Consider the following 19,568-nt stretch of genomic DNA (forward strand, 5'->3'; position numbering starts at 1 on the left):
GTACTTGCTGGGAGTCAGTCACGCGGGTCCTCCGGGTCCAGGCCGAGCAGGGGGAACGCCGATCGGCGCGTGGCGATGATCGCCGAGTCGATGCGGGTGAGCGCTCGGTCGAGCGACGCGACCCCGGTTTCCGGAGTACCTCCGGGCCCGTCCCACGGAAGGTAGGACACGTCCGAGTCGTCCCCCATGGCGGTCGGCAGATCGATCCCGGGCGCGAGTGCGCCGACGCGTGCGCGCCAGTCCGCCGGTACCGCCGTGGTGAGGTCGACCTCCCGGTCGAGTGCCGCGGCGATCAGATGGGTCCAGGCCCGCGGCACGACCCTGACCAACCCGTAACCGCCGCCGCCGACGGCGAGCCAGCGACCTTCGCAGTGACGGTCCGCGAGGTCCCGCATCGCGAGATAGGACGCCCGCTGACCGTCCACCGTCAGAGCCAGATCGGCGAGGGGGTCTTCGCGATGGCTGTCGGCTCCGCACTGGCTGATGAGGATCTGGGGGCGGAACGAGGCGAGCGCGCCGGGCACGATCGCATGAAATGCCCTCAGCCACAACGAATCCACGGTTCCGGGAAGTACAGGCATATTGATCGAGGTGCCCTCGGCGTCGCCGGCACCGACCTCACTCGACCAACCGGTGTTGGGCCACAACGTCGCCGGATGCTGATGAAGGGAGATGGTCAGCACTCGCGGGTCGCCGAGGAAAGCGTGCTGGACACCGTCCCCGTGGTGTGCGTCGACGTCCACATAGGCGATGCGGTCGTAACCGTTGTCGAGCAGCCACGAGATAGCGATGGCCGCGTCGTTGTAGACGCAGAATCCGGCAGCCCAGTCGGCCATCGCATGGTGCATACCACCGCCGATGCTCACCGCGCGCCGGGTGCGGCCCGATGCAATCTCCCGGGCGGCGGCCAGGGTGCCACCGGCGAGAGTCGCACTCGCTTCGTGCATGCGCGGGAAGATGGGGTTGTCGTCGGTACCGAGACCGTGCGGGGTGTCGGTGACAGGATCGGCGCCGGGTTCGACCGCACCGGCCCGTTTGACGGCGTCGACGTAGGCGGGCGTGTGGATCCGCAGGAGATCGGCATCGTCTGCGGGAGACGGATGGACCGTCTCGACGCCCTCGAGCAGACCTAGGCTCTTCGACAGAGCCATGGTGAGATCGAGTCGGGTGGGGTTCATGGGGTGCGTCGGCCCCCACCGGTAATCGAGGTAATCGGGGCTCCACACCACCACTCGATCGCCGCCCAGTTGTGTCGTACCGCCCTCGGCGGTGGAGCTAGTGGTCATGGACACAGACGCTACTGGTCGGGGCCGGGACGCGCGAGCAACCGACGGCGACCCCACTGCCCTATTCGCACGGTTAGAATTGGCCCAGACGAAGGGGTGTGAGAGTGAAGGACCTGGTCGATACCACGGAGATGTATCTCCGGACGATCTACGATCTGGAAGAGGAAGGCGTCGTGCCGTTGCGTGCGCGCATCGCCGAACGCCTCGAGCAGAGTGGACCCACCGTCAGCCAAACGGTCGCCCGCATGGAGCGGGACGGCCTGCTGCGTGTCGCCGGCGACCGCCATCTGCAGCTGACCGAGAAAGGTCGCGATCTCGCGGTGTCGGTCATGCGCAAACACCGTCTCGCGGAACGTCTCCTGGTCGACGTCATCGGCCTCGACTGGGAGAACGTGCACGCCGAGGCGTGCCGCTGGGAGCACGTGATGAGCGAGGAGGTCGAGCGGCGCCTCGTCGAGGTGCTCAACAACCCGACCACGTCCCCGTACGGAAACCCGATTCCGGGCCTGGCGCAACTCGGTCTGGACAAGGATTCGGCACCCGACGAGAAACTGGTCCGGTTGACGGAGATCGCCAACGGAAAGCCGACAGCCGTGGTGGTGCGGCGACTGGCCGAATACGTCCAGTCCGACCCGGACGTCATCGCCCGCCTGCGCGAGGCCGGAGTGGTTCCGGACGCACGCGTTACAGTCGAGACGCGTCCGGGCTCGGTGACCATCACGGTGGCCGGGCACAACAGCTTCGAGCTTTCCGATGAGATGGCCCACGCAGTGCAGGTGAAGCAGGTCTGAGGCAGATCTCTTCACAGGCCCCGTGCGGGCCTGTGAAGAGGGGATTCCCAGCGTGAGACTTCTGGTGACCGGTGGTGCCGGGTACGTGGGCAGCGTGTGCAGCACAGTGCTGCTCGAACAAGGCCACGAGGTAGTTGTCGTCGACGACCTGTCCACGGGAAATGCTGACGCCGTTCCCGCGGGCGCCGACTTCGTCGAAGGCGACATCGCGACGGTCGCGGCCGACGTACTCGGCACCGGCGAGGACGGTCCGCGCTTCGACGGCGTACTGCACTTCGGGGCACAGTCGCTCGTCGGCGAATCCGTCGAATACCCGGAGAAGTACTGGCAGGGCAATGTCGTCACCACCTTGACGCTGCTCGAGGCGATCCGGCGTTCGCGCACCCCCCGTCTGGTCTTCTCCTCGACCGCCGCGACCTACGGCGAGCCCGACGAGGTACCGATCGTCGAGGATGCTCCGACCCGGCCCACCAACCCGTACGGCGCTTCGAAGCTCGCTATCGACCACGCGATTTCGTCGTACACCCACGCCCACGGACTGGCGGCGACGAGCCTGCGGTACTTCAACGTCGCCGGTGCGTACGGCGGCGCGGGTGAGAACAGGACCGTCGAGACCCACCTGATTCCACTGGTTCTGCAGGTCGCGCTCGGGCAGCGCGACCGCATCTCCGTCTTCGGCACCGACTGGCCCACGAAGGACGGGACCGCGGTGCGCGACTACATCCATGTGAAGGACCTGGCCGACGCGCACGTGCTGGCCCTCACCCGAGCGGAGCCGGGAACCCATCGCATCTACAACCTCGGCAGCGGCGAAGGATTCAGCGTCCGGGAGGTGATCGCCGCATGCGAACGCGTCACCGGACTGTCCATCGCGACGGTCGACGCACCCCGGCGTGCCGGCGACCCTGCGGTGCTGATCGCGTCGAGCGACCGCGCCATGACGGAACTCGGATGGACACCGAAGCACACCGATCTGGACGAAATAGTCTCGGATGCTTGGGATTTCATGAAGAACCTGGGCGAGCGCTCACATGCCGCGCGCCGCGCCGCGTCGTGATCGCTCCCAGGTGAGCAGAGCCGAGTCACCGAGCAGTCCCATCCTGCGGTAGCTCGACACCCAGTCTCGCGGCGAGCTCGTATCCGGTCGCCGCGAGACCCCGGATGGCCTCGGGGCGCAAGCCTGCTTGCAACGCCTGGTCGAGCAGATCCGAAAGCCTGTGCCGGGGATCGGATTCGAGCGCGGCCTTCAGCGCGACACCGGCGAACGGCCCGTCGCCGCGCACGTACGCACCGAACGCCACCAGAGCGGCCGCATCGGCGCGCTCGGGATCGGGCAGGGCGCGAGCGAGATCCAGCCACAGTCGTTCTGCTGCGTCGGCCCACGGTCCGGATGCGAGTGCCAGCACCGCGTCGCGCACCGTCCGGTTGGCAAGGATCACGGCCAGTTCCGCGTACTCACCCGGGAGCAACCGGTCGGCGCCGTCGCCCGCTCGGGCGACGTGGGACAGCAGCGTCTGCAGTTCGGCCCGGTCGGCGTAACCCGCTCCCCCGGCCCGCTCGGCACGTTCGTAGGTGAGATCGCGAGTACGGGCGGCCTCGTCGAGGCTGTCGGCCACCTCCTCACGAAACCCCGTCGGGTAGGGCTCGAGGAGAGCAGTCAGTTCGCTGCGGGCCCGCCGGATCGGGTTGCCGTCGAACACCCGCGCGGCGGCGACGACGGAGGCGTCAGGGTCGGGCACCGTCCCGCATTCCCCGCGCCCGGGAACGAACCAGGTCGCGCCGGCATCTATGGCGGGGACGGCGAGTGCGCCGCCGAGCGTGATGTCGGCGCCCGCGAGCGAGGCGGCGAACTCCTCCACGATCGTGTGAGCACGTTCGGCGTCCGGTCCGTGCGGGTCGGAAAGCCTGTCGTCGACCAGGATCGCGATGACGGACTCCGCTCCTTCGCGCGCACAGACGGCACGAAAGCGACGGAACGCGTCGTGCATGCGGTCCGGTGCGGTGTGGCGCGGCCCGTCGAGCAGCAGGTCGTGTCGCATCACCGCCCCGATCGTGGCGGATCCGCCCGAACCTGGCCCCGCTGTTGCGGGAGACAGGGTCAAGACGACCAGGGAACGCGTGGGACGGAATCCGAGCAGCGCGGGCACCGCTGCGATCAGTTCTCCGATGTCGGTGAGGCGGAGCGGACGCGAGGACGAAGTGGGTGTGGTCATGTCCGAACGGTCCCCCGGGGCGGTGACCGGACCCGGCCCGCGCGGGGCTCGAGCGACACTTCTGGGGATCGACGGGCGCGATGTGGACAACCCGCGCGACGGGGCGCTGCGTGCCCGATCCGGAGGCCCGTGCGTCGGCGGTCGTCTCTACCGTGGCTGCTCTTCGAAGGCGTAGCGCACCGCGTCCGCGTAGGCGCGGTCGAGATTCTCGGTGTCCGGGACATCCGATTCGAACGACATGAAGGTCACGAGCACGCGCACGCTACCGAGTTGCGCCGCACGGGTGGACATCGATTGGACGAGGATGTCCCCGCCGTGCCCGGATCGGACCGTTCGCGACAGGCCCAGTGTCTCGGATCCGGGGACGACGATCGCGGGGTCGGGCTCGAGCACGGTGGTGACGGTCGCGGTGGCACCCCGGCGGGTGGCTTCGACCCGTCCGCACTCCTCGACGAAGGTGCGGTACTCGGACAGGGGCTCCGCGAACGTCACGATCTCCACACTGAGGGTGGCTCGGCCGGCGGTATCGGTGCCGACCGCCATCGCGGTCCCCGCCGGTCCGTAGTCCTGAGACGGCGGCAGGCAGCCCGCCGGGTCCACCCGGGCGTCCGGTGGGATGCCCTCGAGGTCGGGCGCGGCCTGCGCCACGGCCTGCGGGGACAGGACGACGGCGCTGTACGTCACCGGAAAGCGATCGATCGGCAACAGCAGGGCCGCAGGGAGGGGACCGCCGCCCGGTACCGGAGTGGGCGCGGTCGCGGGCGGACCCCCGTACGGCGCCGACGCTTCGGGCAGAGCGACCCCGGAAATGCTGCTCGTACACGCGGCGACCAGCACCAATACGGTCGCGACGAGCGGTGCGGCTGCGATCGGGCGCCGCGTGGTCGAGGGCGCGGGGCGGGCGCCGTCGATCCTCTTCCGTCGTGGAGCGCCGCTCTTCGCCACCTGAACCTCCGTCGTCCACAGCCGAGCGGGTCCGGACCCGGGAAATCGCCACCGCCGCTTCAATTAGACTCGGACACCACCATGCCACGCCGGTGCTGCACCGGCGGGAAGGCTACGACGGCGCAGTGTGATCGGAGTGGTTCCCAAATGGACGAGCAGTCCCGGATGTACGAGCTGGAGTTTCCCGCTCCACAACTCATGACCGCCGACGGGCAGGGTCCGGTTCTCGTTCACGGCCTAGAGGGGTTCGCGGACGCCGGACACTCCGTGCGGCTTGCCACCACGCACCTGAGGGAGACGCTCGAGACCGAACTCGTGGCGTCCTTCGCGGTGGACGAACTCATCGACTACCGGTCCCGGCGCCCCCTGATGACGTTCAAGGCGGATCATTTCTCCGACTATGCGGCACCCGAACTGAACCTGTACGCCCTGATCGACAATGCCGGAACACCGTTTCTGCTGCTTGCCGGCAGCGAACCGGATCTCAAGTGGGAGCGGTTCATCACGGCGGTCCGGCTTCTGGCCGAGCAGTTCAACGTGCGCCGCACCATCGGGCTCAATTCGATCCCGATGGCGACCCCCCATACGCGACCCCTCTCGGTGACCGCCCATTCCACCAACAAGGATCTGATCGCGGGCCACCATCGCTGGTCCGGTGAGTTGCAGATCCCGGCGGGGGCCTCGTCGTTGCTCGAACTCCGCATGGCGCAGCACGGACACGAATCGGTCGGTTTTTCCGTGCACGTCCCCCACTACCTGGCACAGACGGACTACCCGGCCGCCGCGGAGACGCTGCTCACCCAGGTCGCAGAAATCGGGAACCTGGACATTCCGCTGCACGCTCTTGACGAGGCCGCGGCGCGGGTCCGCGAGCAGATCGACGAGCACATCGAGGGCAACGAGGAAGTACAGGCGGTCGTGCAGGCGCTCGAGCGGCAGTACGACAGCTACGTTGCCGCGCAGGAGCAGCAGACTTCTCCCCTGCCGACCGACGAGAATCTGCCGACCGGGGAGGAACTCGGGGCGGAGTTCGAACGCTTTCTCGCGGAGTACGACCAGCGCGGCGACGACGAAACCGATCAGCCGGACTGACCCCCACCGGGGTATGTCACGACCGGGCAGGGACACGATGGGACGTTTCATGACCGTTACGATCGTGTCCCTGCGAGTCACATACACTCCGTACGCTCTCTCGGCATGCGAGAGTGACTCCGGGTGACGATCATCGCCACGGCCGAGCCAACGGCCGCGCGTAGGTCCATTCCCATGTCTGTAGGAGGCGGTCATGGCCACAGGACGCTCGAGGAAACTCCGGCCGGTTCCCGACAAGGAACCGCGCATGGTCTTCCGGACCATCCACGGCTACCGCCGCGCCTTCCGGATGGCCGGCAGCGGACCTGCACTGTTGCTCATCCACGGGATCGGTGACGACTCCTCGACGTGGCAGGAGGTGATCCCGCACCTCGCCGAGAAGTACACCGTCATCGCCCCCGACCTCCTCGGGCACGGGCGCTCCGACAAGCCGCGGGCCGACTATTCGGTCGCCGCCTACGCCAACGGCATGCGCGACCTGTTGTCGGTGCTCGGCATCGAAAAGGTCACGGTGGTCGGACACTCCCTCGGCGGTGGCGTCGCGATGCAATTCGCGTACCAGTTCCCCGGCAAGGTCGAGCGTCTCGTGCTCGTGTCCTCCGGCGGAGTGACCAAGGACGTCCACCCCGTGCTGCGAATGGTGTCCGTGCCCGTCGTCAGCGAAGTCCTCAAGCTCCTTCGCCTGCCGGGCGCGATGCCCGCGATGCGGTTGGCTGGTTCCGCACTGGGTCAGCTCAACAGCTCACCGCTGCGCCCCGGTGGGGTCTTCCACGACGCCTCGGACCTGGTACGCATTCTCGGCGGGCTTCCGGATCCCACGGCATGCGAGGCGTATCTGCGGACACTTCGTGCGGTAGTGGACTGGCGAGGTCAAGTGGTGACGATGCTCGACCGCAGTTATCTCACCGAAGATCTTCCGGTGCAGCTGATCTGGGGTGACCGCGACACCGTCATCCCGGTGGGGCACGCCTACCTCGCCCATTCCGCGATGCCCGGGTCACGCCTCGAAGTGTTCCGCGGCGCAGGCCACTTTCCCTTCCGCGACGACCCGTTGCGCTTCCTGAAGGTCGTGGAGAACTTCCTCGAGAACACCGCGCCCCTCCAGTTCGACGAGGAGACCTGGCGTCGCCTCCTCATCTCTGGTGTGAGCGAATCCGGCATCACCGGCGGTCCCGCCACCCGAATGGCCGTGCTCGACGTCATGGAGTCGGACGAGCGCAGCGCCACCTAGGGGGTCCGCAGCGCAGGCGTGCGTGGAGAGCGTCCGCAGCGGGGGCGACTAGCCTGGAACAGTGCTGCTTCCCGATCTGATACCCGACCCCGTCGACGACGACGCTCTCTTCGACGCATTCGCCTCCTGGACGACGGATCGGGGACTGACGCTCTACCCGGCGCAGGAGGAAGCGCTCCTGGAGCTCGTGAGCGGGTCCCACGTGATCCTCGCCACGCCGACGGGGTCGGGTAAGTCGATGGTGGCGATCGGCGCGCACTTCTTCGCCCTTGCCGCCGGCAAGCGCACGTTCTACACGGCGCCGATCAAGGCACTCGTCAGCGAGAAGTTCTTCGCGCTGTGCGAGGTGTTCGGTGCCGACCGAGTCGGAATGATGACGGGCGACGCGTCCGTGAACCCGACCGCTCCGATCGTTTGTGCCACCGCCGAGATCGTCGCGAACCTCGCCCTGCGTGAAGGCGCAGACTCCGACATCGGCCAGGTGGTGATGGACGAGTTCCACTTCTACTCCGAGCCCGGCCGGGGCTGGGCCTGGCAGGTGCCCCTCATCGAACTGCCGGACGCACAGTTCCTGCTCATGTCGGCGACGCTCGGCGACGTGTCGTTCCTCCAGAAGGATCTCACCCGCCGCACCGGACGCCCGACAGTCGAGGTCGCCGGGTCCGAGCGTCCTGTGCCCCTGACCTTCTCGTACTCCCAGGCGCCCATCGGTGAGGCCATCGAAGAACTGGTCACCACCCATCAGGCGCCGGTGTACGTCGTCCACTTCACCCAGGCGGCCGCACTCGAGCGTGCTCAGGCACTGACCAGTGTCAATCTGTGTTCGAAAACCGAGAAGGAGGCGATCGCCGCCGCGATCGGCGACTTCCGGTTCTCGACGGGCTTCGGCAAGACGCTCTCGCGCCTGGTGCGGCACGGCATCGGCGTCCACCACGCGGGAATGCTGCCGAAGTACCGGCGCTTGATCGAAAAGCTGGCGCAGGACGGGCTTTTGAAGGTCATCTGCGGTACGGACACACTCGGCGTCGGCATCAATGTGCCGATCCGCACGGTGCTGCTGACGGGACTGACCAAGTACGACGGCACCCGCACCAGGCAACTCAAGGCGCGTGAATTCCACCAGATCGCGGGTCGCGCCGGTCGCGCCGGATACGACACCATGGGCACGGTCGTCGTGCAGGCGCCCGAGCACGAGATCGAGAACGTCCGGGCACTGGCCAAGGCCGGGGAGGACCCGAAGAAGCGGCGCAAGGTGCAGCGGAAGAAGGCGCCCGAAGGGTTCGTCTCGTGGGGCGAGGGCACCTTCGAGAAGCTCATCGTCGCGTCCCCGGAACCGATGCAGTCGCGATTCGCGGTGAGCAACTCGATGCTGCTCAACGTCATCGCCCGCCCGGGCAACTGCTTCCAGGCGATGCGGCATCTGCTCGAGGACAACCACGAACCCCGGCCGGCCCAGCGCAAGCACATCCTCAAGGCCGTGTCGCTCTACCGCGGTCTGCTGCAGGCCGGCGTCGTTCAGCAACTCGACGAGCCCGACGAATACGGTCGCATGGCGCGACTGACCGTCGATCTCCAGCGCGACTTCGCGCTGAATCAGCCGTTGTCGCCGTTCGCGCTCGCCGCCATCGAACTGCTCGACATCGAGGCTCCGGACTACGCGCTCGACGTCGTGTCGGTGATCGAGTCGACGCTCGACGATCCCCGTCAGATTCTCATGGCCCAGCAGCACGCGGCACGGGGTGAAGCCGTCGCGCAGATGAAGGCGGACGGGATCGAATACGACGAGCGCATGGAACTGCTCGAAGAGATCACCTGGCCGAAGCCGCTCGCCGACCTCCTCGATCCGGCTTTCGAGACGTATCGCGGTGGCCACCCGTGGGTCGCGGAGACACCGTTGTCCCCGAAATCGGTGGTGCGCGACATGATCGAGCGCGCGATGACCTTCTCGGAACTGGTGAGCCATTACGGGCTTGCGCGGTCGGAAGGGCTCGTCCTGCGGTATCTCGCCGACGCCTACCGTGCACTGCGGCAGACCGTGCCGGACGTGGCGCGCACGGAGGACCTCGAGGACATCATCGAGTGGCTCGGTGAGCTCATCCGCCAGGTGGACTCGTCCCTGCTCGACGAGTGGGAGTCGCTCACGAATCCGGGCGTCGAATCCGACGACCAGCAGGTCGCGTTCGGCGCGGATGTCCCCCGGCCGCTGTCCGCGAACACGCGCGCCTTCAAGGTCATGGTGCGCAACGCGATGTTCAAGCGTGTGGAACTCGCGGCACGGCGCCGCTGGAACGATCTTGCAGAGCTCGGTGACGGGCTCGACGCGGACGACTGGGAGGATCTGCTCGAGCTGTACTTCGACGAGTACTCCGAGATCGGGACCGGCCCCGACGCCCGCGGACCGCAGCTGTTCTCGGTGGTGATGGACACCGAGGTGTGGCGGGTGCGCCAGACGCTGCACGACCCTCAGGGCGATCACGGGTGGGCTTTGCTCGGCGAGGTCAACCTGGCCGAGTCGGATGCGGCGGGCGAGGTGGTGTTCGACGAGTTCGAGGTGGCGGAGGGCTGAATCGATCCGGCTGTATGCCGTACCGGTAGCCTGACCGGGTGAACGAAGAGTCCGCGCAGGCGTTCCGGCTGGCCTATGTCCCCGGGGTCACCCCCACCAAGTGGGTCCGGGTGTGGACGGAACGTATGCCGGACGTACCGATCGAACTCATGCCCGTCGAGCCCACGTCGGGTGCGGAACCGCTTCGCAACGGGACGGCCGACATCGCCCTGTTGCGGCTACCGCTCGAGCGGGACGGGTTGTCGGTGATCAACCTCTACACGGAGGCCTCGGTGGTGGTGGTGCCGAAGGAGCATGCGATCGCCGCCGTCGACCGGATCTCGGTAGCCGACCTCGCGGAAGAGACCGTGCTGCACCCGCTCGACGATGTCCTGGACTGGGCCACCCTCCCGGGCGAGGAGGCGTTCGAGCGTCCCGCCGACACGGAGACCGCGGTCTCCCATGTCGCGTCCGAGGTGGGTGTGCTCGTCACCCCTCAGTCACTCGCCCGTCTGCACCATCGCAAGGACCTCACCTACCGACCGGTCACCGACGCACCCGCGTCGCAGGTGGGGCTCGTGTGGGTGACCGACCGCACCACCGACCTCGTCGACACCTTCGTCGGCATCGTCCGCGGCCGCACCGCCAACAGTTCGAGGGGACGCCGACAGGATTCGGAGACCCCCGCGGAGGACGCCAAGGATCGCAAGGGTCCGCGCCGCGGAGAACGTCAAGGTTCCCAGCCCAAGCGCGTGGTCGGAGACAAAAAGCCCAAGGCGCGACGTGGAAACACGAGCCGCCCCAAGGGTTCCGGCAGGCCCCGCAAGGGCAGGGGCTGACTTACCCGACGGGTCGCACCTGCGCGGGAAGTTGCATCCTGATGAGGTCGGCGAGCGCACGGTAGTCGGCTGCGCGGGCCGTGGAGGAACGGACGACGAGCCCGATGGTCCGGCTCGGCGCGGGCGAGACGAAATGTGCCATCGCAAGATCCCCGCGCGCGGTCTCCACAGGTATCGACGACGCGGGGACGAGCGTGATGCCCAGTCCCCCGGCCACGCACCGCACCACGGTCGCGAGTGAGGTCGCGCGGGTGTCGCCCGCCATCGGACGGGCATCGACCGACCGGCACAGATCGAGCGTCTGGTCGCGCAGGCAGTGCCCCTCGTCGAGCAGTAACAAGGGCGCGTTGTCGAGCGCGGAGACGGGCACGTCCATCCGACCCGCCAATTCGTGACCCGGGGGCACGACAAGCACGAAATCCTCCGAGTACAACGGCATCTCGACCACACCGGAGATCTCGGAGGGCAGGGCGACCACCGCTGCGTCGAGGGTTCCGGCGCGCAGCGCGCCGAGCAGACGCGCGGTCTGGTCCTCGACGACGTGGAGCACAAGGTTCGGCATCGTCACGCCCAGCGCGGGAAGCAGGTCGGGCAGCACGTAGGGCGCCACGGTGGGAATGAAGCCGAGGCGGAGGGGGCCGGACAGTCCGTCGGAGGCGCCGGCAGCCGCGGCGACGAATCCGTCTGCCGCGTCGAGGATCGCCTGGGCTTGCGGGAGGAGCCGCGCCCCGGCGGGGGTCACGAGGACGCGACGGGTACTGCGTTCGATCAGGTGGACTCCGAGGCCGTTCTCGAGCGCCGCCAGCCCCTGCGACAAAGTGGGTTGGCTCACATTCAATCTGGTAGCGGCAGTACCGAAGTGGCGATACTTTGCGACTGCGACGAAGGCACGCAGCTGCGACAGGGTGGGCTGATAACTCTGATCGGACACGCCTATCAGTCTAGTGCCACCGATCACCTTTACCTTTTGAATGGTTTCCGGCAAGATGGTTTTCATACCGGAGAACGGTCCGACAGGATCGTCCGGTAACGCATGATTTCGCGCCGTCCCGGCGCGGAAGCGCGTGATCGACTCGCTTGTTCACGACTTATCGAGAGGACCGAGAATGGCACTGCTGACCATTGGCGATCAGTTCCCCGCTTTCAACCTGAAGGCCCTCGTCGGCGGAGATCTGACCCAGGTCGACGCCACCCAGCCCGACGACTACTTCACCACCATCACCAGCGACGACTACGCCGGTAAGTGGAAGATCGTCTTCTTCTGGCCGAAGGACTTCACCTTCGTCTGCCCCACCGAGATCGCCGCCTTCGGCAAGCTGAACGACGAGTTCGCCGATCGTGACGCGCAGGTGCTGGGCGCCTCCGTCGACAACGAGTTCGTCCACTTCCAGTGGCGCGCACAGCACGAGGACCTCAAGACCCTCCCCTTCCCGATGCTCTCGGACCTCAACCGTGAACTCGTCTCGGCCACCGGCGTTCTGAACAAGGACGGCGTCGCCGATCGCGCGACCTTCATCGTCGACCCGAACAACGAGATCCAGTTCGTCTCGGTCACCGCCGGTTCCGTGGGCCGCAACGTCGACGAGGTCCTCCGCGTCCTCGACGCACTGCAGTCGGACGAGCTGTGCGCATGCAACTGGAAGAAGAACGACCCGACCCTCAATGCGGGTGAGCTCGTCAAGGCGGCCCTGAAGTGAGTGTCGAAAACCTGAAGAACGCTCTGCCCGAGTACGCCAAGGACCTCAAGCTCAACCTCGGTTCCCTTGCGCGCTCGACCGAACTCAACGAGCAGCAGCTGTGGGGCACGTTCCTCGCCGCCGCGGCCGCCACCAAGTCGGCGACCGTGCTCAAGGAGATCTCCGAGGAAGCTGCCGACGTGCTGTCGGCCGAGGCGTACAACGCCGCTCTCGGTGCCGCATCCATCATGGGCATGAACAATGTCGCCTACCGCGCCAAGGGTTTCCTCGGTGACGACTACGCCCAGGTGCGAATGGGTCTGCGGATGAACATCATCGGCAACCCCGGCGTCGAGAAGTCCGACTTCGAACTGTGGTCGCTCGCGGTCTCCACGATCAACGGCTGCCACGACTGCACCGCTGCGCACGACAACGTCGTCCGCAAGGAGGGCCTCTCCAAGGAGCAGGTCTGGGAGGCCGTCAAGATCGCGGCAACCCTGCAGGGGGTCGCCCAGGCGATCGTCGCCTCCGAGCTTCTCGCCGGCGTCTGATCCGCTTCACTGTTCGAACAAAAGGGACCCCTCTTCGGAGGGGTCCCTTTTCGCATCGAAGCCTTCCGCCGGTCACTCGGCAGGGGTCGCGGCACCGCCGCCGAGCGCACGACCGGCAGCGAGGTCCTCGTCTGTGAGCAGTACCTCGATCTCGCCGCCGAAGTCGACCCCGGGCGCGAGGGGAAGACGGTCACCGCTCCAGAACCGGCCCGGGTCGTACCAGTTGCTGCCGCGCCGGCGCTGCTCGAGCAACCCCATTTCTTCCATCGTCACCGCCACCACCTCGGCGCAGTACGCGCTTTCGAGCCCCGCTCCGCCCGGCACCCGCTCGCGTGCCGTCTTCCGGCTCAGCGGTAGGCGTCCGGCGAACCAGCGTCCGGTGAGCCTGGCCGTCGACGGGAACGGAGTGCCGTCGAGACGCGCGACGACCTTGAGCAACTGGTCTTCCTGCTCGCCGCTGACCGGCACCGAGATCTGCCGTAGCCATGCGCGCTGGCCGTAACGGGCGCTCCACACCTGCACGGCGCTGCGAAGATCGTGCAACTGGACACCACGCTGGTGCCGTCCGGTCCACATGTCGGGCAGGCTCTTTCCGAGCTCCGCGTGCCACATCAGCGGGGGCAGGTCGTCCAGCACCACAGCCATCCCGACGTGATTGACCGGGGCGTTGGTCAGTGCCTGGATCGCGCGATCCGCGCCGCTGTTGCCGCGGAAGATCCAGAGATCGCCGGTGCGGGCGATCGACACCGCATCATCGAGGGTGATCTGCGAACGAGCCGGGTACCGGTGCATACCGGACAGCCTTCCACGCCGGGGAAGCGCACGCCGCTAGGGTCGAGTCATGGCACTTCGCGGCAGACAGTGGTGGAAGCTTCTCGGCCTGGCCGGCGTCGTCGGCGTGGCTGCGACGGGAGCGGTGACTCTGCGCGCGGAACGCAAGCGCCGCAGTTACACCCCCGACGAAGTGCGCTCGCGCCTGCACGAGCGGTATGCGCGGGCTGTCGCCGAACAGGACGGACGTGGCGACCTACCGCTCACGCAGGTCCCGACCGGCGTTCCGGCCCGGATCCGTCGCGCGCTGCGGAGGATCCGGGCTCGGGGCTGAACGAATCAGCCGAGGGCGGCGGCGAACCCGTCTGCAAGCTCGTGGACCTGCTCGTCGGTCATGACGAACGACGGTGAGATCTGCAACGCGCCCTGTCCTGCTGCCCTGCCCGAGATTCCGTGTGCACGGAGATCTTTGACGAATCCGGGCGCGGCTGCGGGGTCGGCGAGCTGCACGGCGGCGACGGCGCCGAGACCGCTGCGGACCTCCGCGACGCGCGGATGGCCGGCGAGCGGTGCGAGTGCCTCGTGCAGGGTCTTCTCGAGGCGCGCCGACTCGGCGAGCAGATTCTCGCGTTCGATGATGTCGAGGTTCGCCAGAGCGGCAGCCGCTGCGGCGGCGTGCCCTCCGTACGTGTACCCGTGTCGCCACCAGACGCCGCCCGCGAAGAAGGGCTCCGCGACGCGGGGCGCGATGAACACCGCACCCATCGGGAGGTAGCCGGAGGTCAGCCCCTTCGCGGTGGTGATCATGTCCGGCTGCAGATCGAACCGGGAGGACGCGAACCACTCGCCGCCTATCCGGCCGAAGCCGGTGACGACCTCGTCGACGACGAACAGGATGTCGTGGTCCCGGCAGATGTCGCGGATCTCGGCCAGGTAGCCGTCCGGCGGAAGGTACACCCCGCCTGCGCCGACGATCGGCTCGCAGAAGAACGCTGCGATCCGGTCCGCACCGACGCTCTCGATCAGTGAGAGAAACGCCTTCGCGTCGTCCCACGCCACCGTGCGGGTGTCGTCCCACAACTCGCCGTACCCGTCACCGTTGACAGGGATGCCCGCCAACGAGGTGCCGCCGACGTGCATTCCGTGGTAGGCCTTTTCGCGTCCGACGAGCAGAGTCTTGGTGGGCTTGCCCGCCTCCTGCCAGTAGCGTCGCGCGAGTTTCGCGGCGGTGTCCACCGAGTCGGACCCGCCGGAGGTGAAGAAGATCTTGCTGCCGGGGACCGGAGCGATCGCCGCGAGACGTTCGGCGAGTGCGACGGTGGGTTCGGCGGTGAGATCGCCGAAGTTCGAATAGTGGGCGATCTTTCCGATCTGTTCCGCGACGGCATCCGCGATCTCGGTACGTCCGTGCCCGACGTTGGTGAACCACAGGCCCGCGGTGGCGTCCAGGTAGCGGGTCCCCGCGTCGTCCCAGATATAGGCGCCCTCGCCCCGAGCGACGACGAAGGCGCCGTCACGCTCGACCACGCCCATATCGGCAAATCCGTGCCACAACGCGCCCACGACCAGCTCCTGTCCACGACCAAGATTGACGCCGGTCATCGTATGCGGAGGCGACCACTGCGCCGCAGACGGCCCACCTCGCGGGAGCGATCCCCTGTCGGGGTTCTCGCGAGTCGTCGCGGGCCTGCGCGAGGCTCGGGGTCAGGCGTTTCGCTAGGCTGTGTACTCAGCATGTCCATTTCCCCTGCCCCGAACCGCCGCGACCTGAAATCGGCACTCGCCGAAGTGTCGCTCCGCGACGAACATCGCCTCCGCCGCCGCCTCGATCGCGCACGCGGCGACGACGCACTCGCCGCGATCGCCGTCGAGGTCGAGCGCGCCCGGGCGCGTCTCACCGAACGGGCAGCGGAAGTTCCGCCGATCACCTATCCCGAGGATCTGCCCGTCTCCCAGCGGAAGGACGACATCGCTGCGGCGATCCGCGACCACCAGGTCGTCGTCGTCGCCGGTGAGACGGGTTCGGGTAAGACCACCCAGATCCCGAAGATCTGTCTCGAATTGGGCCGCGGAGTGCGCGGGCTGATCGGCCACACCCAGCCGCGCCGGATCGCGGCCCGCGCGGTGGCCGAACGCCTCGCCGAGGAACTCGGTTCGGAAGTGGGTGACACCGTCGGGTACACGGTGCGCTTCACCGATGAGGTGTCCGGCTCGACGCTCGTCAAACTCATGACCGACGGCATCCTGCTCGCCGAGATCCAGCGCGACCGCATGCTTCGGCAGTACGACACCCTGATCATCGACGAGGCGCACGAACGAAGCCTCAACATCGACTTCCTCCTGGGTTACCTGCGTCAGTTGCTGCCGCGACGTCCCGATCTGAAGGTGATCATCACCTCGGCGACCATCGATCCCGAGCGGTTCGCCCGCCACTTCGCGGACGCGGACGGGACACCGGCACCGATCGTGGAAGTATCGGGACGGACGTATCCGGTGGAGGTACGGTACCGGCCGCTCACCGTGGAGGTGGGCGATCAACTCGTCGACCGCGATCCCGTCGACGCGGTGTGCGAGGCCGTCGAGGAACTCCAATCGGCCGGGGACGGGGACATTCTGGTCTTCCTCTCCGGTGAGCGGGAAATCCGGGACACCGCCGACGCGCTGAACGACCGCAAGCTTCGCAACACCGAGATCCTGCCGCTGTACGGCAGGCTCTCGGCCGCCGAGCAACATCGGGTGTTCGCCCCGCACACCGGACGCCGGGTCGTCCTGTCGACCAACGTCGCGGAGACGTCGCTGACGGTGCCGGGGATCCGTTACGTCGTGGATCCGGGTACGGCACGCATCTCCCGCTATTCCGTGCGCACCAAGGTGCAGCGTCTTCCGATCGAGGAGATCTCCCAGGCCTCCGCTCGCCAGCGGGCGGGCCGATGCGGACGTGTCGCCGACGGCATCTGCATTCGGCTCTATTCCGAAGAGGACTTCGACAGCCGCCCGGAGTTCACCGAACCGGAGATCCTCCGCACGAACCTGGCGTCCGTCGTGTTGCAGATGACGGCACTGGGTCTCGGTGAGATCGAATCCTTCCCCTTCGTCGAACCGCCCGACGCGCGGGCGATCCGCGACGGTATCGCACTGCTCGAGGAACTGGGCGCGCTCGAACCGGCGAAGAGTGGGCAGGCTCCGCGTCTGACCGCTACCGGGCGCGAGATCGCGCGGCTGCCGGTCGATCCGCGCATGGCCAGGATGATCGTCGAGGGTCACCGCAACGGGTGCCTGCGCGAGGTGCTCATCATCGTCGCGGCACTGTCGATCCAGGACGTGCGGGAGCGGCCGGCAGAGTTCCAGCAGGCCGCCGACGAGAAACACGCCCGCTTCGCGGTGGACGGATCGGATTTCCTCGCATTCCTGCGGCTCTGGGATTACCTGAAGGAACAGCGGAAAGAGCTGTCCTCCAATCGTTTCCGCAGGATGTGCCGGGACGAGTTCCTGCACTGGCTTCGCATCCGGGAGTGGCAGGATCTTCAGGGGCAGTTACGCCAGATCACCGTCACTCTCGGCTGGGAGACGCACCATCGTGCGGTGAGCGAGGATGCGATCCACCGCTCGCTCCTCGCCGGCCTGTTGTCGCACGTCGGTCTCAGGGAAGGCGACAAGCGCGATTTCCTCGGAGCCCGGGGTGCCCACTTCGCGATCTTCCCGGGTTCGTCCCTGTTCAAGAAGCCGCCACGGTGGGTGATGGCCGCCGAACTCGTGGAGACCTCGCGCCTGTGGGCGCGGATGGTGGCGCGTATCGAACCCGAATGGGTCGAGAAACTCGCTCCCCACCTGGTCAAGCGCACGTACTCCGAACCGCACTGGTCCATCAAGCACGAGTCGGCGATGGCGTACGAGCGGGTCACCCTCTACGGCATCCCCCTGGTGGCCCAGCGGCCCGTCCAGTACGGGCGCATCGACCCCGAGGTCTCGCGCGAGTTGTTCATCCGGCACGCCCTCGTCCAGGGTGAGTGGCGAACCCGGCACAAGTTCTTCCACGCGAACCGAGCACTGCTCGACGACGTGGAGGAACTCGAACACCGCGCGCGCCGGCGCGACATCGTCGTCGACGACGAAACTCTCTACGAGTTCTACGACGAGCGGGTCGGGCGGGATGTCGTGTCGGCCCGTCACTTCGACACGTGGTGGAAGAAGGTTCGGCAGTCGCAGCCCGACCTGCTGACGTTCACCCCGGAAACGGTCGTCAACCAGGATGCCGCAGCGGTTCTCGAAGGCGACTATCCCGATGCCTGGCGGCAGGGCGAGATGCAGTTCCCGCTCACGTACCAGTTCGAACCGGGTACCGACGACGACGGCGTAACCGCACGGATCCCGGTCGCGCTGCTTGCGAACGTGCGCCCCGTCGGGTTCGACTGGCTCGTTCCGGGGATGCGACAGGACCTGGTCACGGCGCTGATCAAGACGCTGCCGAAACATCTTCGGCGACAAGTCGTTCCGGCACCCGACTATGCGGCCGCGCTGCTGGCGTCCGTCACTCCCCGTTCCGAGCCTCTCGTCAACGCGGTCGCTCGGGAATGCTCCCGGCTCGGCAACTGCCGGATCGAACCGGGAGATTTCGACCCCGCCGCACTGCCCGACCATCTCCGCATGACGTTCGCCGCGGTGGACGAGAACGGAAAGGTCCTCGCGCGCAGCAAGAGCCTGACCGAACTCCGTACCCGATTGTCCTCGAGGGTCGACGCCGAGGTGTCGCGCGCCGCGTCGGGCACCGAACGTGCGCCTGCGGTGGCGTGGACGGCAGAGACGCTCGGCACGCTGCAACCCACGGTCACCCGCAAAGTCGGCGGCCAGCAGGTCACCGGCTACCCTGCCCTCGTCGCAGAGGGCTCCGGAGTGGCAGTGCGCGTCCTGAGCACGGCCCCCGCCCAGGCGGCCGCGAACCGGCTCGGCCTGCGAACCCTGCTCCTCGCCACCGCCCCGACCAAGGCCAAGGCGGTGACCTCCGGGCTGACCAACTCCGAGCGCCTCGCCCTGGGCCGCAACCCCGACGGTTCGTTCGACGCGCTCGTCGAGGACTGCCGCGCATGTGCGGTGGACGAAATGATCGCCACGCACGGCAAACCGGTACGCACCCCGGCAGAGTTCGAAGAACTCGCGAAGTCGGTCCGTAGCCGGCTTCCCGGCGCCGTCGCGCGCCTGCTCGGGGCGGTCGTCCCGATCCTGTCGCGTGCCCACGAGGTGGCCGTGGCGCTCGAGCGAACCCAGGGTGAGGCTGCCGACGACGTACGAGAGCAGTTGTCGTCGCTGATCTTCCCCGGATTCGTGACCGATCTGGGTTCACGGCGCCTCGCCGATTTGCCGCGCTACCTCGCTGCAGCCGCACAACGCCTCGATGCGCTTCCCGCAGGCGCACAACGCGACGCCCAGGGAATGGACGTACTCGACCGCGTGTACGCCGCCTACGACCGGTTGCTCGCGCGGCTTCCCGAGGAACGCCGTACCGCAAGTGATGTCGTCGACATCTACTGGATGATCGAAGAGTTGCGGGTGAGCCTGTTCGCACAGGGGCTGGGGACCCGCATCCCGGTATCGGAGAAACGAGTACTCAAGGCGATCGAGGCGGTTCGGTAG

The 19,568-nt window shown here is 67.5% G+C and carries 16 protein-coding genes; 10 read left to right on the forward strand and 6 right to left on the reverse strand.

The genetic code is table 11. The features are described 5' to 3' along the window. Positions 1–14: 14 nt before the first annotated feature. Positions 15–1,286, reverse strand: coding sequence for an acetoin utilization protein AcuC (locus RDCOP1_RS02630; RefSeq protein WP_072698487.1), 1,272 nt, complete (start codon positions 1,284–1,286; stop codon positions 15–17). A 104-nt stretch (positions 1,287–1,390) separates the two neighbouring features. On the opposite strand from RDCOP1_RS02630, the gene RDCOP1_RS02635 reads away from it, so the two are divergent. Both RDCOP1_RS02635 and galE read left to right on the forward strand, forming a co-directional pair. Continuing rightward, complete coding sequence (locus RDCOP1_RS02635; protein WP_072698488.1) at positions 1,391–2,077, forward strand: iron-dependent transcriptional repressor DtxR; 687 nt, start codon at positions 1,391–1,393, stop codon at positions 2,075–2,077. 52 nt (positions 2,078–2,129) lie between these two features. Then, positions 2,130–3,134 carry a UDP-glucose 4-epimerase GalE gene (gene galE, locus RDCOP1_RS02640; RefSeq protein ID WP_072698489.1) on the forward strand — a complete coding sequence of 335 codons (1,005 nt, stop codon included), beginning with the start codon at positions 2,130–2,132 and terminating at the stop codon, positions 3,132–3,134. 25 nt (positions 3,135–3,159) lie between these two features. On the opposite strand, the gene RDCOP1_RS02645 is transcribed toward galE, so the two are convergent. Next, a complete protein-coding gene (locus RDCOP1_RS02645) occupies positions 3,160–4,290 on the reverse strand; it encodes a DUF4192 domain-containing protein (protein WP_072698490.1) in 1,131 nt (376 codons plus the stop codon). A gap of 147 nt (positions 4,291–4,437) precedes the next feature. Beyond that, positions 4,438–5,235 carry a sensor domain-containing protein gene (locus tag RDCOP1_RS02650; protein ID WP_231922954.1) on the reverse strand — a complete coding sequence of 266 codons (798 nt, stop codon included), beginning with the start codon at positions 5,233–5,235 and terminating at the stop codon, positions 4,438–4,440. 147 nt (positions 5,236–5,382) lie between these two features. Here RDCOP1_RS02650 and RDCOP1_RS02655 point away from each other — a divergent pair, with 147 nt between their 5' ends. The 4 genes from RDCOP1_RS02655 (at position 5,383) to RDCOP1_RS02670 (ending at position 10,942) form a co-directional block, all read left to right on the forward strand. Further along, positions 5,383–6,327: a proteasome assembly chaperone family protein gene (locus RDCOP1_RS02655; protein WP_072698491.1), complete on the forward strand. Its 945-nt coding sequence runs from the start codon at positions 5,383–5,385 to the stop codon at positions 6,325–6,327. Between the two features lie 193 nt (positions 6,328–6,520). Next, a complete protein-coding gene (locus RDCOP1_RS02660) occupies positions 6,521–7,558 on the forward strand; it encodes an alpha/beta fold hydrolase (protein ID WP_072698492.1) in 1,038 nt (345 codons plus the stop codon). A 61-nt stretch (positions 7,559–7,619) separates the two neighbouring features. Next, on the forward strand, positions 7,620–10,124 hold the full coding sequence (locus RDCOP1_RS02665; protein WP_072698493.1) for a DEAD/DEAH box helicase: 2,505 nt from the start codon (positions 7,620–7,622) through the stop codon (positions 10,122–10,124). 38 nt (positions 10,125–10,162) lie between these two features. Further along, positions 10,163–10,942 (forward strand): LysR family substrate-binding domain-containing protein, encoded by a 780-nt coding sequence (locus tag RDCOP1_RS02670; RefSeq protein ID WP_072698494.1) that lies wholly within the window; start codon positions 10,163–10,165, stop codon positions 10,940–10,942. A gap of 1 nt (position 10,943) precedes the next feature. Here RDCOP1_RS02670 and RDCOP1_RS02675 read toward each other — a convergent pair whose 3' ends face one another. Next, on the reverse strand, positions 10,944–11,873 hold the full coding sequence (locus RDCOP1_RS02675; protein ID WP_072698495.1) for a hydrogen peroxide-inducible genes activator: 930 nt from the start codon (positions 11,871–11,873) through the stop codon (positions 10,944–10,946). A gap of 175 nt (positions 11,874–12,048) precedes the next feature. On the opposite strand from RDCOP1_RS02675, the gene RDCOP1_RS02680 reads away from it, so the two are divergent. Together RDCOP1_RS02680 and ahpD are read left to right on the forward strand one after the other, a co-directional pair. Then, positions 12,049–12,639 carry a peroxiredoxin gene (locus RDCOP1_RS02680; protein WP_072698496.1) on the forward strand — a complete coding sequence of 197 codons (591 nt, stop codon included), beginning with the start codon at positions 12,049–12,051 and terminating at the stop codon, positions 12,637–12,639. Next, on the forward strand, positions 12,636–13,169 hold the full coding sequence (ahpD, locus tag RDCOP1_RS02685) for an alkylhydroperoxidase, AhpD family (RefSeq protein WP_072698497.1): 534 nt from the start codon (positions 12,636–12,638) through the stop codon (positions 13,167–13,169). Before RDCOP1_RS02680 ends, ahpD begins: the two co-directional genes overlap by 4 nt. A gap of 72 nt (positions 13,170–13,241) precedes the next feature. On the opposite strand, the gene RDCOP1_RS02690 is transcribed toward ahpD, so the two are convergent. Beyond that, positions 13,242–13,961, reverse strand: a complete 720-nt coding sequence (locus tag RDCOP1_RS02690; protein ID WP_072698498.1) for a hypothetical protein — start codon at positions 13,959–13,961, stop codon at positions 13,242–13,244. Between the two features lie 49 nt (positions 13,962–14,010). On the opposite strand from RDCOP1_RS02690, the gene RDCOP1_RS02695 reads away from it, so the two are divergent. Next, positions 14,011–14,274 carry a hypothetical protein gene (locus RDCOP1_RS02695; protein WP_072698499.1) on the forward strand — a complete coding sequence of 88 codons (264 nt, stop codon included), beginning with the start codon at positions 14,011–14,013 and terminating at the stop codon, positions 14,272–14,274. A gap of 5 nt (positions 14,275–14,279) precedes the next feature. Here RDCOP1_RS02695 and RDCOP1_RS02700 read toward each other — a convergent pair whose 3' ends face one another. Then, a complete protein-coding gene (locus tag RDCOP1_RS02700) occupies positions 14,280–15,542 on the reverse strand; it encodes an aminotransferase family protein (RefSeq protein WP_072698500.1) in 1,263 nt (420 codons plus the stop codon). 132 nt (positions 15,543–15,674) lie between these two features. Here RDCOP1_RS02700 and hrpA point away from each other — a divergent pair, with 132 nt between their 5' ends. Then, positions 15,675–19,568 carry an ATP-dependent RNA helicase HrpA gene (hrpA, locus tag RDCOP1_RS02705; RefSeq protein ID WP_072698501.1) on the forward strand — a complete coding sequence of 1,298 codons (3,894 nt, stop codon included), beginning with the start codon at positions 15,675–15,677 and terminating at the stop codon, positions 19,566–19,568.

The organism is Rhodococcus coprophilus NBRC 100603 (assembly GCF_001895045.1).
Taxonomy (GTDB): Bacteria; Actinomycetota; Actinomycetes; order Mycobacteriales; family Mycobacteriaceae; genus Rhodococcus; species Rhodococcus coprophilus.

Excerpts from the sequence above, each read along its gene's own strand:
- hrpA (WP_072698501.1), top strand. The coding sequence starts at position 15,675 with ATGTCCATTTCCCCTGCCCCGAACCGCCGCGACCTGAAATCGGCACTC.
- RDCOP1_RS02655 (WP_072698491.1), top strand. The coding sequence starts at position 5,383 with ATGGACGAGCAGTCCCGGATGTACGAGCTGGAGTTTCCCGCTCCACAA.
- RDCOP1_RS02660 (WP_072698492.1), top strand. The coding sequence starts at position 6,521 with ATGGCCACAGGACGCTCGAGGAAACTCCGGCCGGTTCCCGACAAGGAA.
- RDCOP1_RS02645 (WP_072698490.1), bottom strand. The coding sequence starts at position 4,290 with ATGACCACACCCACTTCGTCCTCGCGTCCGCTCCGCCTCACCGACATC.
- RDCOP1_RS02630 (WP_072698487.1), bottom strand. The coding sequence starts at position 1,286 with ATGACCACTAGCTCCACCGCCGAGGGCGGTACGACACAACTGGGCGGC.
- RDCOP1_RS02695 (WP_072698499.1), top strand. The coding sequence starts at position 14,011 with ATGGCACTTCGCGGCAGACAGTGGTGGAAGCTTCTCGGCCTGGCCGGC.
- RDCOP1_RS02680 (WP_072698496.1), top strand. The coding sequence starts at position 12,049 with ATGGCACTGCTGACCATTGGCGATCAGTTCCCCGCTTTCAACCTGAAG.
- RDCOP1_RS02700 (WP_072698500.1), bottom strand. The coding sequence starts at position 15,542 with ATGACCGGCGTCAATCTTGGTCGTGGACAGGAGCTGGTCGTGGGCGCG.
- RDCOP1_RS02690 (WP_072698498.1), bottom strand. The coding sequence starts at position 13,961 with ATGCACCGGTACCCGGCTCGTTCGCAGATCACCCTCGATGATGCGGTG.